The 15,504-nt window shown below is 37.4% G+C and carries 10 protein-coding genes and 6 pseudogenes; 3 read left to right on the top strand and 13 right to left on the bottom strand.

Annotated features, from left to right (window positions below):
* Nucleotides 1-56: 56 nt before the first annotated feature.
* On the bottom strand, nucleotides 57-866 hold the full coding sequence (locus tag OWR28_RS02205; protein ID WP_332385293.1) for a T9SS type A sorting domain-containing protein: 810 nt from the start codon (nucleotides 864-866) through the stop codon (nucleotides 57-59).
* 159 nt (nucleotides 867-1,025) lie between these two features.
* The gene (locus OWR28_RS02200; RefSeq protein ID WP_332385292.1) at nucleotides 1,026-1,862 is read right to left on the bottom strand and encodes a lamin tail domain-containing protein; all 837 of its coding nucleotides are present in this window, start codon (nucleotides 1,860-1,862) and stop codon (nucleotides 1,026-1,028) included.
* A 147-nt stretch (nucleotides 1,863-2,009) separates the two neighbouring features.
* On the opposite strand from OWR28_RS02200, the pseudogene OWR28_RS02195 reads away from it, so the two are divergent.
* A pseudogene (locus tag OWR28_RS02195) lies at nucleotides 2,010-5,235 on the top strand (DUF8818 domain-containing protein).
* A 73-nt stretch (nucleotides 5,236-5,308) separates the two neighbouring features.
* Here the strand turns inward: OWR28_RS02195 and OWR28_RS02190 are convergent.
* The 3 genes from OWR28_RS02190 to OWR28_RS02180 form a co-directional block, all read right to left on the bottom strand.
* Complete coding sequence (locus OWR28_RS02190; protein WP_332385291.1) at nucleotides 5,309-6,019, bottom strand: T9SS type A sorting domain-containing protein; 711 nt, start codon at nucleotides 6,017-6,019, stop codon at nucleotides 5,309-5,311.
* A 68-nt stretch (nucleotides 6,020-6,087) separates the two neighbouring features.
* Complete coding sequence (locus OWR28_RS02185) at nucleotides 6,088-6,702, bottom strand: hypothetical protein (protein WP_332385290.1); 615 nt, start codon at nucleotides 6,700-6,702, stop codon at nucleotides 6,088-6,090.
* A 17-nt stretch (nucleotides 6,703-6,719) separates the two neighbouring features.
* Nucleotides 6,720-7,253: a hypothetical protein gene (locus OWR28_RS02180; RefSeq protein ID WP_332385289.1), complete on the bottom strand. Its 534-nt coding sequence runs from the start codon at nucleotides 7,251-7,253 to the stop codon at nucleotides 6,720-6,722.
* A gap of 222 nt (nucleotides 7,254-7,475) precedes the next feature.
* Here OWR28_RS02180 and dusB point away from each other — a divergent pair.
* A pseudogene (gene dusB, locus OWR28_RS02175) lies at nucleotides 7,476-8,468 on the top strand (tRNA dihydrouridine synthase DusB).
* Nucleotides 8,469-8,519: 51 nt separating this feature from the next.
* Here the strand turns inward: dusB and deoC are convergent.
* The 6 genes and pseudogenes from deoC to OWR28_RS02145 form a co-directional block, all read right to left on the bottom strand.
* A pseudogene (deoC, locus tag OWR28_RS02170) lies at nucleotides 8,520-9,262 on the bottom strand (deoxyribose-phosphate aldolase).
* 4 nt (nucleotides 9,263-9,266) lie between these two features.
* The gene (locus tag OWR28_RS02165) at nucleotides 9,267-9,737 is read right to left on the bottom strand and encodes an Lrp/AsnC ligand binding domain-containing protein (RefSeq protein WP_047096673.1); all 471 of its coding nucleotides are present in this window, start codon (nucleotides 9,735-9,737) and stop codon (nucleotides 9,267-9,269) included.
* Between the two features lie 27 nt (nucleotides 9,738-9,764).
* Nucleotides 9,765-10,271: an endonuclease/exonuclease/phosphatase family protein gene (locus OWR28_RS02160; protein WP_332385463.1), complete on the bottom strand. Its 507-nt coding sequence runs from the start codon at nucleotides 10,269-10,271 to the stop codon at nucleotides 9,765-9,767.
* 53 nt (nucleotides 10,272-10,324) lie between these two features.
* Nucleotides 10,325-10,600 carry an endonuclease/exonuclease/phosphatase family protein gene (locus tag OWR28_RS02155; protein ID WP_332385288.1) on the bottom strand — a complete coding sequence of 92 codons (276 nt, stop codon included), beginning with the start codon at nucleotides 10,598-10,600 and terminating at the stop codon, nucleotides 10,325-10,327.
* 475 nt (nucleotides 10,601-11,075) lie between these two features.
* Complete coding sequence (trmD, locus tag OWR28_RS02150; protein ID WP_332385287.1) at nucleotides 11,076-11,747, bottom strand: tRNA (guanosine(37)-N1)-methyltransferase TrmD; 672 nt, start codon at nucleotides 11,745-11,747, stop codon at nucleotides 11,076-11,078.
* Nucleotides 11,744-13,004 (bottom strand): annotated as a pseudogene (locus tag OWR28_RS02145) (NAD(P)/FAD-dependent oxidoreductase). Before OWR28_RS02145 ends, trmD begins: the two are co-directional and overlap by 4 nt.
* Before the next feature lie 64 nt (nucleotides 13,005-13,068).
* On the opposite strand from OWR28_RS02145, the pseudogene OWR28_RS02140 reads away from it, so the two are divergent.
* Nucleotides 13,069-13,930, top strand: a pseudogene (locus OWR28_RS02140) (glycoside hydrolase family 25 protein).
* A 59-nt stretch (nucleotides 13,931-13,989) separates the two neighbouring features.
* Here the strand turns inward: OWR28_RS02140 and OWR28_RS02135 are convergent.
* Both OWR28_RS02135 and OWR28_RS02130 read right to left on the bottom strand, forming a co-directional pair.
* Nucleotides 13,990-14,775 (bottom strand): carboxypeptidase-like regulatory domain-containing protein, encoded by a 786-nt coding sequence (locus tag OWR28_RS02135; RefSeq protein ID WP_332385286.1) that lies wholly within the window; start codon nucleotides 14,773-14,775, stop codon nucleotides 13,990-13,992.
* 212 nt (nucleotides 14,776-14,987) lie between these two features.
* Nucleotides 14,988-15,465, bottom strand: a pseudogene (locus OWR28_RS02130) (5' nucleotidase, NT5C type).
* Nucleotides 15,466-15,504: the final 39 nt, after the last annotated feature.

Here is a 15,504-nt window from a genome sequence, read left to right as displayed (position 1 = left end):
CTTATATAAAATAAAAGAACAGCTTATAAATATTTGCTGTTCTTTTTATTAAAAAACTAATCTTTTATAATTTTCTGTGAAATCGGAATATTGTTAATGGTTCCTGTGACAATATAAGTTCCTTTTGGAAGCTCTGCAATATCAAGTGCTGAAGCCAGCTTCGTAGGTGATTTTTTAACAACCCGCCTGAATGTATCATATACTTTCACATCCTTCACCTCGGTTCCGAACACTACTTTACTGTCTTTTATAAAAGGATTCTGTACAAATCCTGATTTTACACTTCCTTCAAGGGAAAAGTCAGCACTGTTATCATTATTTCCTAACAGGCTTCTTTTAATAGCAGTGGTAGCAGCAGGGGAAGGAGCCGGCCCATCTCCTTTAAACTGATCTGCATTTGCTCCATATCCTACAAAATCCAGTACATTGGATGCAGAAGGCCCTGTTACCTGTACTATATTTCCGGCCAAAGCAACCTTTCCTGATACACTGGAAATTCTGAGTCCGGAAGATTTATTGGGAGTTCCGTCAAAATTTATAATTGTGGTGGCAATAAAATCCGGTGTCGGCAGATTTTCCACTCCTCCATCAATCGCAGATTCCTGAATCAGGTAAGTTTCATCAGGTCCCAGCGTAAGGTCCGGCAATGTATGATATTCGGAGAAAGGACCTATCGCCGGTGCGTATTGAATACTGGCACCCGTAAGAGAAACCAGGGTATTTCCGATATTTTTAAGGACAATATAATTATTTTTCAATACAGCACCTGAGTTCACATTCCCGCCATAGATCTCGTTGATCACAATCTGGGCATTTGATAAAGAAGCTAGTAATGTAAGTCCAAAAAGAGTAAAGATTTTTTTCATCGTTATTATTTTTTTAGAATAGGTAATCATAAAACATCAAAAACAATACCACCAAATTAAGAACTATACATCATACAAAAATCTAAAAATCAGTGAATAGTTATATAAAAAAACAGCCACTTCATGAAGCAGCTGTTTTTATATTTTATCTGAAAGAAATTAGTCTTTAAGAACTTTTTGAGAAACCGGCTTGTTGTTTACCGTACCTGTTATGATATAGTTTCCTTTTGCCAATTCAGCAACGCTTACCGCTTCGTTTTGTTTTACAGAAGCCTCTTTTACAAGCTGCCCGAACATATTGAATACTTTTACGTCTTTTACATCAGATCCGAAAACGATTTCGTTGTTTTTAACGAAAGAGTTCTTTACTAAGTTTGATGCTTTTGCATTTTTAGTATCAAGAACGGCTAAAGTACCATTGCTTGAGTTTTGAGGGGTTGGTGTTCCTGCTGTGAAATCTACCGAGTTATTATTAGTATCTCCTGCAAGTCTTGCAATTGAAGTTGTATTTGATGGTGCAGGCGCAGGTCCGGTTCCTTCAAAATAACTAGCCGCTGTACCGTATCCTAAAAAGTCAATGACATTAGCACTTGTAGCAGAAGTAGGCGCAGTGCTATCAGAAGTTAATGCAAGTTTGCCTGCACTTCCTGATAAATTTATAGTACCTATAGCATCAGGAGTAGGCAAATCGCCTCCTGCGGTACCGGCACTTCCTTCCTGAAGAAGATAGGTTTGTCCCGGGGCCAAAGTAATGCTTGGCAATGCATGATTACTATTACCTCCATTGAAAGTTCCTCCAGATGATGCATATTGTAAATAGGCTCCTGTTAAAGTAACAGTTGTTGATCCGATATTCTTTAATTCTACAAAATCATATTTATAGAGAATAGCAGAATTACTTCCTCCTCCTGCTCCATAGATTTCGTTAATTACAATTTGCGCATTTGCAACAGCAGATACAGCAACTATACTCAAAACTGTAAAGATCTTTTTCATAATTCAATATTTTAATAATTAATAATTTACGTCGTAAAATTACATTATTTTTTTGTGATACAATAAATAGATTAAGTTACTGTTAATAATAGTTAAGCTATTGCGATTAACATTTTTTAATTATTTTTACGAATTATTTTTCAGAGCTTGCGGAATTATATCGTTCTATTTGCATTATTCTTCTTAGGCATATTTTCAGGAAATGCTCAGGTATTTTCATGGAAAAATCCCAACGTCCCTGAAGACAGCATCAAAAGAGACAGTATTCTTGCTGCAAAACTCGAACAGGATATCTTCGCAAAAGACACTCTGGACTTTATAAGAACACACAATAAGATCGTTATTGATGAAGCTGTACTGGCCAAGAATGATAAAAAGAGATTTTTAGGGGAGCTTAATTCAAAAGGTTCCATTATCCGTGGGATTACTTTCGGTAACAACCAGGGGCAGTCTGTACAGAGCTCCATGGACCTCCAGATTTCAGGGCGGTTATCAAAGGACGTTACCATCTTAGCGAGTATTTCAGACCACAATCTTCCTATTCAGGCAGATGGTTATACCCAAACTTTAGAGGAGTTTGACAAAATCTATATGCAGCTTAATATTAAGGAAAAGTCTATCCTCAGAGCTGGCCACCTTGATCTTATAGAAGCTAAGAATTATTTTGCCAAATACCAGAGAAGGAGTATGGGACTTCAGTTCCAGACAGAATTCGGGAAAGAAAACAAGACTTTGGTAGATATTTCTGCCGGAGTTGCCCGAAGTGAATTCCACAGGATCCGTTTCCAGGGGTTGAAGGTAACCAGGGACCATACCGTCTGACAGGTAAAAACGGTGAACAGTTTATCACCCTGATCTCCGGATCCGAACAGGTTTTCATAGATGGTATCCTGATGAAGCGTGGTGAGAACCAGGATTATATTATCAACTACAACACCGGTGAAGTTACTTTTACCAGTTTCCGTCCTATTTTCCAGCAGAATTTCATCACAATTTCCTATAACTACGCCAACAGGAATTATTCAAGATATCTGTTTACAGGAAAACTGGAACATCAGAGAGAAAAATTCAAGGTAGGATTAAACTGGTTCATGGAAAATGACAATAAAAATGCCCCTCTTTCTTTAAGTCTTTCTAAAGAAGACGAACAGATTTTAGCTGAGGCAGGAAATAATCCTGACCTGATGTATGCCCCTTCAGGAGTGGTTACCGAATATGATGTCAATAAAATTTTATACAAACTAAACCCTGCCGGAAATTTCTATGAATACTCTACTGATTCAAGCTTAACGCTTTATCAGGTTTCTTTCACCTATTTCGGAGCTAATCTGGGAGATTATAAAATTGCACAAACCACAAATAACGGACGTGTTTTTCAATATGTAGGACCTAACGCCGGAGATTACAGAGCCGTAAGAAAACTTCCTTCTCCCCAGAAATCACAGGTATACTCTGTGAATTCCGAATACTTGCTGAATGAGGGTAAAATAGGAGCTGATATTTCCCTGAGTAATTATGATGTCAATTTATTTTCGTCAAAAGATTCTGATCAGAATATAGGATACGCATGGCGTATTTTCGGGAATAAAAGTTTTACAAAAAATACATGGAAAGGAACACCTAGCTTTGAATATCAATACATAGACAGGCAGTTTCATATCCTTGACCGGATCAATGATGTGGAATTCTCCAGGGATTTCAACCTTACACAGGAATTCAATAACAGAACCCAAAACAGATTTATTTTCAGCTTCCTGAATAAATGGAATAATAAGTCTACATTAAATTACCGTATCAATTATCTGAATGAACAGGATTCTTACAAAGGGATTAAAAATGACCTGGATTTCGGATGGATCACAGGAAAATTTTTCACCAAGGGAAATTTATCGTATCTGAGCACCAATGCTACCCTTCAGGATACTAAATTCATCCGTGGTGGGGTTTCAACGGAGTTTACCGGTAAGAAAGGCAGCTGGGCCATTGGTGGAAGCATGGAGCATAATGAGAAGAAATACAATGACACCCAGCTTATGGATGTCACGAGCTTCAGCTGGAAGGAAATCTTTCTGCAAAAGAAAATCGGAGACAGTACCAGAACCAAATTATTGACAAAAGTATACATGAGGGATAATGACTCGGTGCGTGACAACAGACTTCAGAATATGAACAATATTCTGGGGATCATGGCCGAAAGTCAGATCATCAAAACGGAAAGAACTACTTTAAATGCTTTAATTCATTACCGGAAATTTTTTTACTCGGGTGCAGAAGGTGAAGTAACCCGAAATAATGATTTCGTGGTCGGAAACATCTTATACAATCAGCAGCTTTTCAGAAACGGGATGCGTCTTCAGGCTTTCTATGAACTTGGAAACGGGCAGGAAGCACAGAGGGAATTCCAATACATTAAAGTGACTGACGGACAGGGTGTCTATAAATGGACAGATTACAACGGAGATGGCGTTCAGCAGCTGGACGAATTTGAAATTGCCGAATATTCCGATCTTGCACAGTACATCCGGGTGTACACAAATTCTGTGAGATACCTGCCATCCAATAAAAATAAATTACAGCTTGCGTTATTTGTGAATCCCGCCATTGTTTTTAATTCAGAAAACGGATTTTTAAAGCGATGGAATTTCAATATTTCATTAAATTCCCAAAACTCTTTCTATAAAAAGGATAAGGTTCTTGTTCTGAATCCTTTTGAGAAGAACAGTGACCAGATTCTTAAAAATCAGAATATTCTTGCTTCCGTACAGTTTAATCCAACCGATAAATCAGGCTGGAACGGAAATTACAGGTTTATTACCAACGACAATCTCATCAATGCCAATTTCAGTAATGAAGAACGCGAGCAAACTTCTCATTTCCTGAATATTGGATATTGGTTCAATAAAGAATTCAGGGTAGACTGGGAAAACTCGGTTCACGATATCAAAAACTCTTCACAGTTATTTACAACGAGGGATTACCGTCTGAATAATTTTGAAACCAAGCCTAAGGCAACTTATAAGTTCACAGACGCCATTCAGGCTGAATTATCATCTGCTTTCCGACAGAAACAGAGGTTGGACGGAGAAGAGCTTCTCAAAGCTTTTGATGTCACGGGAACCATCCAATGGGAACGCAGAAAGACTTCCATCCGCGGAAACTTCTCATTCATCAGCAACAATTTTACAGGGAATAATTTCAGTATTGTAGGGAACCAGATGCTGGATGGTCTGAAGCCTGGAAAAACCAGGTATGGAGCGTATTTATTCAGCAGGCTATCAACTCATTTATCCAGCTGAATCTTAATTATGAGGGAAGAAATTCCGGTGACCGCACCATTCATATCGGAAGTATGCAGGTAAAAGCGAGCTTCTAATAGTAATGATGATTTTCAAAATAAAAATCCCCGATATCACTATCAGGGATTATTTATTGTAATAAGCTCAATATTATTTTTTAATAATTTTCAGGGACTGTGATCCTTTTTCTGCATTCACTTTTAGAATGTAAATACCTGCAGGGGCCCGTCTCATATCAACAGAGCCTTTTTCAGCATTAATTGTTTCATTAAGAATTCTTTGTCCTGAAACATTATACACTTCAACATCTTTGATTCTGCTGTCATTATTGATATAAAGGTAATCTGTAACAGGGTTTGGATAGATATTTACCGTGTTCTTTTTCGCAGCTTCATTCACTGCTAATACAGTTGCTGTAAATTCAAAACTTCCAAGATCCGGTGTTAGCGTATTCCTTGTATTGCCATCAGCATCCAATGTTACTTCAGCAACGGGAGTTCCTTTATTGTCAAGCGCTGTATTCCCTGTAGCAGATAAATGGAAATCAGTTGCTGATACAAATACTGGCAGTATATTCAGTGAGTTTACATTTCCACCGAATCCTGCCTGGATATCTGCAAGTGTCGCTTTTGCTGCCCCTCCTATATAGCCAAGATTCGTACCGGTAGAATAGAAATTGTTATAGTTAATGGTAGAGAAAACACTGCTGGCGGCTCCGGCGTAAATAGCGTATCTGTCTCCAGCCTGAGTTTGGGTATTGACAAAAATATTATTTCTCACATCAATACCTCCCGCACCGGTTACTCCATTTGTAATATTTAAAGCAGACGGTCTCCCTGCTACAGTCTGGCTGACGTTCATTACCACAGTATTGTAATAAAGCTTATATCCGCCTCCTGAAGCAATAACAATTCCGTTTCCGTTGTCATTTACCCCCCGGTTGTTGCATATCCATACCCCGCCACACCGCTCACAACATTATTGGAAACTAATGTATTGGAAGTAAGGCTTGTTGTTGCAAGATAAATACCCTGGGCTCCATATCCTGATATATTGGTATTTTTGATCCCGTTTATTTTATTGTTATTGATGGTCATACCGGATGTCAAAGTACCTCCTGCATAAATTCCGGCAAAAAGACTTCCCGTACCACTGGAAGTAAAATTGGAAATCGTATTTCCGCTTACATTAATATTGGCAACAGCAGAAGCACCTGTATTACCAGAGGTTATCGTTATCCCGGAAGCTCCTCCGGCACCAGTCCCTGTATAACCAAGATTGGTAATGGTATTGGAAGTAATGGAAGAATTTACGGTTGCAGTTGCAAACCACACGCCTCTCTTGATCTCAGCATTCGTAGTTTCAAAATTGCCAATTGTATTATTGCTTACAGTTACTCCGTCTGCTCCCTGTACATAAATTCCACAAAGACGAACGGCATCTGTTCCGGTAGCACTCAAATCATTTCCTGTCACCAGAGTGTTACCTCCGTTACCTGCAGCTGTTGCAGCAAGTAGATAAATTCCTATGTAAGCTTTCTTCACAGAATTATTCTGGATTGTCACATTATTAAAGAAGCCCCTGTAGGAGTTGCAGCTCCATCATACATTATAAAAGCAGAAGAGGTATTGATACCGTTTACTATATTCAGGTTTTTAACCGTAATATTCGTATTGGCAACTGCTGCTGAAGCCGCTATAAATGTAAGTACCTGCGGTGCCGTAACAGAAGTATTGGTAAGGGTAAGATCTCTTGTGGTTCCTGAAGCGGCATTGCTTCCATCCAGGGTAATATTACTACCCTGTATTCTTACTAAAGGCGCACTGGCAATATCACCGGAAATAGTAGCCGTAACTCCTGCTGCAGGCTTTATTGCAATGGAAGTATAACTTGCTGTTCCTCCGCTGGCATTCAGACTGGCAGTTGCTGTTTCTGTTGTATTGCCTGTAATACTGATTGTAATGGCGCCCTGATGTGTTCCTGCGTTAATAGCATCAAATGCTCCTTTTAACGTAGTATAAGTTCCTGTAGTGGTTCCTGCCGTAGCAGAAATATTGACTTGTGAATAAAAAGTTGATGAAACCAAAATTGCCATCAAACAAAATAGAATTTTTCTCATGACATTAATTTTTATTATACTAAATATAAAAAATAATTATCAATAAATTTCAATAAATATTGACAATAAGTTAAATATATTCAATAAAATTCAAACAATATATCATAAAATCCCTTAAATAAAACAATACAAGTAAAACGCAGTACCACATCTTACTTATTAAAATTTTGTTTTTTAAGAATTTCGTAAATTTGCACCATGATAAAAATAGGCAACATAGAACTGCCGGAATTTCCACTTTTGCTGGCTCCGATGGAAGACGTAAGTGATCCTCCGTTCAGACGTTTGTGTAAAATGCATGGCGCAGATTTAATGTATTCGGAATTTATTTCTTCCGAAGGATTGATTCGTGACGCTATCAAGAGCCGTAAAAGCTTGATATTTTCGATTATGAAAGACCGGTCGGAATACAGATTTTTGGTGGAGATGAAGAAGCTATGGCCATGTCTGCAAGAATTGTTGAAACGGTAAATCCGGATCTTGTAGATATTAATTTCGGATGCCCTGTAAAAAAGTAGTTTGCAAAGGAGCGGGAGCCGGTGTTTTGAAAGATATCGACCTGATGGTTCGTCTTACAAAAGCGGTGGTAAGCTCTACTCATCTGCCGGTAACAGTAAAGACCCGTTTAGGATGGGACAGCACCAGCATTAATATTGATGAAGTGGCAGAACGCCTGCAGGAAACAGGAATCAAAGCCCTTACGATACATGCCAGAACACGCGCCCAGATGTATAAGGGTGAGGCAGACTGGGAACACATTTCAAGAATCAAACAAAATCCGAATATTGAGATACCGATTTTCGGAAATGGTGATATAGACTCTGCTGAAAAAGCATTGGAATACAAGCAAAAGTATGCATGCGACGGTATCATGATCGGACGTGCTGCCATTGGATATCCATGGATATTTAATGAAATCAAGCATTTCTTTAAAACGGGTGAACACTTACCTGAGCCAACAATTTCAGACAGATTATTAGCGGTTCGTCAACATGCAGAATGGAGTGCTGAATGGAAGGGAGAAAGATTAGGATTGGTAGAAATGAGACAGCACTACAGCAACTATTTCAGAGGCATTCCTCATTTCAAGGAATTCAGAAAAAATTCCTGGAAGTTTTCACCATGGAAGAAATGGACAGTTTGATCAAAGAGACCCAGCAATTCTACGAAGAATATCAGGCACAGCTATAAAAATAAAAACCATCAGCAAACTGATGGTTTTTTATTATTTAGAAATATCTACTAATATCCTTCTGATGAAGATTCGTTTTTAATTAATGCCAATGCTGAGGATGTCCCGATCCTCTTTACTCCCATATTGATCATTTTCTCAGCATCTTCAGGAGTTCTTACTCCTCCTGCTGCTTTTACGGGAAGTTTCCTGCGTTATTGAGCATAATGGCTATTCCTTCAAAAGTAGCTCCGTTTGGTCTTCCTTCAGTAGTCTGATAGAATCCTGTTGATGATTTTACAAAAATTTTCGACAGTTCGTTTTCAGAGAAGTTTTCTTCTGCCCAGACAGAAATATTTTTAGTAAGATCTGCAATTTGTGCATCGGTCAAAGCTGCAATTTCAATAATCCATTTTGCAACTTTATGATGCTCAAGGGCTAATTTTGTACATTGTACAAATTCATCTTTTACCAGTTGTATATTCCCCTGCAGATATGCAGTATAATTAATCACAAAATCAAGTTCGTCAGCTCCATCTGCTATTGCTTTTGAAGCTTCTTCAAGCTTCTCGTCAATAGAATAGGTACCTTCATGAAAGCCTATTACAGTTCCTACTGCAACATTTGAATCTCTTTCCTGGATATATTTTTTAATCTCAGACACATAATCCGGACGAATCATCACGGCAAAAATTCCATTATCTATGGCTTCCTGTGCAAGTTGCTTATCTTTTTGAAGTGTTTCTTCGTGGGAAATACCTGATTGTTCTGGTGTTTTCAGGTAAGTTGAATCCAAATATTGAGCTATGTTCATATCGTTATACTTTCAATTGTCTGTAAATACCTTGTTCCAAAGATATAAAAGTTTCTGTTCTTGTTACTCCCTTCAGCTTTTGAAGTTTATTAAGAATCTGCATTAAGTGGTCATTGTCTTTACAAAGAACTTTCAGGAATATGGTATAGTTTCCTGTAGTATAGTGGGCTTCCACCACTTCGTTGATATCATGCAAAGACTTTACCACATCCGGATAATGGCTTGGCTGATCCAAAAATACACCAATGTAGGAAATCACCTTATATCCTATTTTTTTAGGATTAAGGAACGAAATTGAATTTTCAATAACTCCTGCATGTTCGAGTTTTTTGATTCTTTGATGCACTGCAGTGGTGGAAATTCCGACATTTTTTGAAATGTGGGCTAAAGAAGTTTTAGCATTATCCATCAGCATGTAGATAATTTCCTTGTCAATAGAATCCAAATGATAGCTTGTGTTGCTCGAATTTTTCATTTTCTACTTTTTTATTATTTATGTTTTTTACTGTAAATTTTTAAATTTTACAAAAACCGGAAAGTGATCGCTGTATCCTCCTAAGTACCTTGTACCGGCATAAGTTCGGAAAGGCCGTCCTTCAAAATTCCTGGTCCGGCTGCGGATTTTTTCAGAATTAAATACATGGGCATCCTGAAAAGCCAGTGTCTTATTATCAAGAAGAGATCTTGACATAATGATCTGATCATACAGCAATCCAGATTTATAATGAAAAGTAGAATAATTTCTTGTAGAAAACAATTGCTGAAAAGGGTTCACTAATACCTTCTCATGCTCATTGTCATAGAGAATCTGTACTAAATTTTCATCATCCGGGTTTTCATTAAAATCACCACAAAATATGACATGCTCTTTATCAGCATCCACTATTTTCATAATCCGTTGCCGGACTTCATTCAATATAAAGGCTCTTTTAGGTTTATTGATATCTTTTTCGCGTTTTGAGGGAAGATGCGCGATAAAGACATTAATGATTTCCCCTTTATATTTAATTTTTGAAAAAAGTACGTCTCTTGTTGTGTCGTAATTTTCTGTGTTTTTATTTACTATTTCAAAAAGAAAGTAATGGTTTCTGAATCTATTACCTCTACCTTATTTTTATCATATAACATGGCCACATCCACTTTTCTTTCATCCATGGAATTATAATGTACAATTCCATATTCTGAATTAAAGGGCTCCATTTCCACAAGATCTTCCAAAACTTTCCTTCCGGAAACTTCAGACAATCCTATTACAAATGGCAATACACCATTATCCTCCTTCATAAGCTGAAATACGTGAGAGATTTTGAAAAAGTTTATTTCTATATCTCTTTTCATCCCAATTCCTTAATCCTGACCGGGTAGGATCTAATTTATGGACAGGTTTCGGATCGGGCAAAAATAAATTTTCAACATTATAAAAAGAGAACAGCTCCATCTACACTAATTTCTATACTTTTAATTATTATGTTCTTTTTCTATACAATGTAAATTTATTATTTTTTTTCAAATCTTCTTTGATTTACTCTCGAACAGGCAAATCAATTTCCAATAAAAAACAATCCAAATATACTAAAAAATATCAATAAAATCAGCTATAACAAATTAATTTTTCAATTATTGAAGAGTTTTTATACATTAATCAAAATTGAGACAATATATAAAATCAGGAATAATGGAAATAAAATTTTAATTTAAAACTAGAAATATTAATATTTTTCGCACTTATCAAACTTATAACAAATATTATTCCATTTATTTTTAACAAATGGAATTAATACATAAATAAGAATTGGTAAATCCTGGTGATCGTTTACAGCAAATCAGGCCGTTTTTCTTTGGTAATTCTTACCGCTTCATCATGGCGCCACTCTTCAATTTTCCCGAAATTACCGCTTAAGAGGATTTTGGGAACATCCAGGCCTTTATAGCTCTCAGGCCGTGTATAAATTGGCGGTGAAAGAAGGTCATCCTGAAAACTGTCTGTCAAAGCACTTTGCTCATCATTTAAAACTCCGGGAAGCAGCCTGATCACCGAATCTGCAAGTACGCAGGCGGCAAGTTCTCCTCCGGTAAGTACATAATCTCCAATGGAGATCTCTTTGGTAATATGAAGATCTCTCACTCTCTGGTCTATTCCTTTATAATGTCCGCAGAGAAAGATCAGATTCTCTTTAATGGAAAGCGTATTGGCAATTTTCTGGTTCAAAGTAACACCATCCGGTGTCAGATAAATTACCTCGTCATAATTTCTCTGAGATTTCAGCTCAGAAATACATTTATCCAATGGCTCAACCATCATAACCATTCCCGCTCCGCCTCCGTAAGGCTCATCATCAATCTGTCTGTGTTTATTGGTAGCCCAGTCTCTCAAATGATGAAAATGCACTTCCACCAGCCCTTTATCCATAGCTCTTTTCAAAATAGATGTTTTGAAAGGACTTTCCATCAATTCCGGAAGTACGCTTATTATATCAATTCTCATTGTAATGTTCCGTTTTTCTTAGTCGGTATAATAATTAATCTTAAAGAAGAATCTTTGTTGATATAGCTCCACATCCAGTTGAAGAATATGGCCAGCTTATTTCGAACGCTCAAAATTAGCATTAAATGGAGAAACATCCAGAAATACCAGGCCAGAAATCCCTGAAATTTTATAAAAGGCAGATCAACAACGGCTCTGTGCTTTCCAATAGTTGCCAGGGAGCCTTTATCATCATACTCATATTCTTTCCATTCTCCCTGATTTTTCTTTAATAAATTTTTACCTAAATTTTTTGCCTGATTAATGGCCACGTTCGCTACCTGAGGGTGCCCCTGAGGATATTTCGGTGTTTCCATGTAGGCAATATCCCCGATAGCATATATGTTATCGTAACCTTTTATTTTATTATACCGGTCTACAATATATCTGTTCCGTACTAATTTTTCCTCTGGAAAACCGCCTACTACATTTCCCGTAACGCCTGCTGCCCAGATCACATTATTGGATGGAATTTCCTTACCGCTTCTGAGATGCACTTTATCACCGTCATAATCTGTTACCACTTCCCCGCTCAGAAAAGTGACTCCAAGATCTTTAAGGTATTTTTCAGATTTTTCCTGCGCCTCACTGCTCATTACTGCAAGCGGCTTTTCCGTGGAGCTTACCAGGATAATCTTCAGATGATCAAAATTCATATAAGGATAATCTCTTGGAAGGATATCTTTTTTCATTTCGGCAAAAGCTCCGGCCAGTTCTACTCCAGTAGGGCCGCTTCCCACAATAACAATGTTCCAGTTACCATCATCACTTCGGCTTTTTCAATAATCAGTTTTTCAAAAGTCATCAGAACATGGTTTCTGATACTGATGGCTTCCTGGGTATTTTTCATTCCGAAAGCTTTACCTTCCAGTTCTTTGTTCCCGAAAAAATTAGTTTTACAACCCGTTGCAATGATGAGTTTATCGTAAGTAAATTCTGCTTCGTCGGTAATGACTTTATTGTTGGCAGGGTCTATTTCTTTAACCTCTGTCATACGGAACTGTGTGTTTCTGGACTGCTGAAAATCTTTCTGAAAGGAAAAGAAATATTGGAAGGTTCTATCCTTCCTGAGGCTACCTGATAAAAAAGCGGCTGAAACATATGATGGTTCATCCGGTCCAGAACAATGACTTTTTTGTTCTTGTTATTCAATGTTTTTGCAAGCTGCAGCCCCGCAAATCCTCCTCCTATAATGATGATTTTTTCGCGTGTTTCCATAATACACAAATTTACTGATTTTATTTAGCATTTAGCAGTGAAAAAGTTAGTTTTGCAAAACTTTATGACACCGAGAAAGTACACCAAAAAAACTGCCAAACGAGTCCACAAATCCCGTCGGAAGAAGTATTTTTCCGGAGGTGGGTGATACTGGCAATACTAATGATAGCATTGATAGGAACCGGTTTTTATTTAAGACAGACCGTTACTTATTATTATGCCCTGTACTTTAATAAATTTAAGCATAAAAACTTCATAACAGTGAAAAGGAAGCAGCAAGAATCCAGAGAATCTTAGCCAGCAACCTTGATAAAACCTATGGTTTTGATGTTTCCCACTATCAGAACAAAGAAGATATCAAATGGGACAGCCTCAGTATTGGAAATAAAACCATTCCATTGGAGTTTGTAGTGATGCGTGCAACGATGGGAAACCGAAGTGCCGACAAGCATTTTGATGAGTTTTGGGAAAGCGCTAAAAAGCATGATCTTATCCGTGGAGCTTATCACTTTTACAGGGCTGATGAAGATCCTGTGATCCAGGCCAATAATTTTTTAGAGAATGTAAAGCTTGAAAGCGGAGACCTCCCTCCGATTCTTGATATTGAAAAAATCCCAAAACGTAAAACCAACAAAAAGCTGGTTGAAGATCTGAAGGTGTGGTGTAAAATTATAGAAGACGCCTATGGCGAAAAGCCCATTATCTACACTTACTACCATTACTATAAAGATTTTCTGAAAGGTGAATTTGACGGTTATCCCCTATGGCTGGCTAATTATAACGATGTTCCCTCTCCCTCTCCTGATGACCAGTGGGACTTTTGGCAATTTACAGAAAACGGAATTGTACACGGCATCAATGCAAAAGTGGACCTCGATATTTACAATGGCAGCTCGTGGTCGTTACAAAGACTGACCCTTGATTAGGAAGAAAATAACGTATGAATCTACTGGCAGTTGTCTTCAGCTGTTCAGGTGCATCAGCATTAATCATTTTCATTCTGATGATCGCTGCCGTTTTTATCCATCTTCACATCAATATTAATGGCTGGTGCGGCAATGGTCATTTTCTGCCAGTCACCATAAAACTCTCTTATAAACCCTGTTCTGAACAATGCCGCACTAATTTTAATCCTGCCGTCAAAAGCTTTTAAAAACTGTATGCCAATAAAGAATTTCCCCTGCACCCAAATATTACGATTGTTCACATCCAGTGTGTATGTTCCGTCTTTGATCATATCTTCAGTGAGCTCAACTGTAATTTCCTCTTCAAGAATATTCTTGTCCGGAAAACCGTTTTTTTCACTATAAATACTATATCTCATCAAAACAGGCTGTGCAGAGACATAACTGGCAATATTCAGATTGATATTTTTAATTTTTGATCTTTTTTTAGCATTGAATTCCAAGGCTGTTTCTCCAAGAAAACTCGTTTTATCAAATTCGGGATTGACTGAATAGATAACATTTTTTGTTTTGGTATTGACACCCCAGTTTTTATCTATCAGTTTTTTCGGCTTAATAGTAACCTCTTTAATATTTCTGGTTTTTTCTGTTAAGAATATTTTTTGCTGATGATGTTGTTTAAAACTCTGAACGGTTTCCTGGTAAAGATCATAGCCGGGCACCTCTATTTTTACGGTCTGCTGGGGATCAGCACTGGAAAGATCAATTGAAAAATTTCCTTTTTCATCAGAAATTGTACCTGTTGAAGTTTTTTCTATCCCAACTTTCACATAGGGAATCGGCTGATTTTCATTTTTAGCCATCACAGTTCCGGAAATAACCTGTGCTTTAAGAGCAATAAAAGGAATAAGGAAAATAAGGTATGGATTATTTTCATGTTAAAAGTTTGACGCAAACTTATTTATTTTCAACATTCTGAACTCCCAATACTTTATTAAATTTATTCTGTCTTTAGTTAAAATTATTTTAAAAATTTCCGGAATTTCCACCATAACTCTGAAAATAATTTCCCCCAGATTTAAAGGATATTCATAATTTCTTCCCAGGAGTGAACCCTTTTGTAAGTTTTATTTTCGATCAGCTCATTATGAGGCTGGGTGAAGATTAATCTCTGACCAGAAAAATGGTCCAGGTTTTTAGGATAATCATCAATCATGACATCACCGGAAACCACTTTCTTACTTCCGCAAAGGACAATCTGTTCCCATGTAATGAATGGAAAATGTTCTGCGAGCCAGTCATACTTCTCTTAAGCTGTTGGGAAATTCCATTCCGGCCGACACAATATAAAGTTCATATTTATTGTTCAGGTACTCCATTGCTTCACGGCTGCCCTTCATTACCGGTAAAGTTCTGAAAAAGCCCACTTCATTAACGTGTTTTTTGCCATTTGGAAAAGCTTCTATTTCCGGCCTTCCCACTAAATCACTGATATTAACTTCTCTTCCGGTATCTCTCTTTTCAAATTGCACCAACTGATGATACACATCTGCCATTACCCCATCCATGTCGACAATTACTTTTTTCATTACTTC

It is taken from the genome of Chryseobacterium sp. 1B4 (assembly GCF_036631475.1).
Lineage (GTDB): Bacteria > Bacteroidota > Bacteroidia > Flavobacteriales > Weeksellaceae > Chryseobacterium.
Note: the sequence above shows the minus strand (reverse complement) of the source record. Positions and strands in the feature narration are given on the sequence as shown.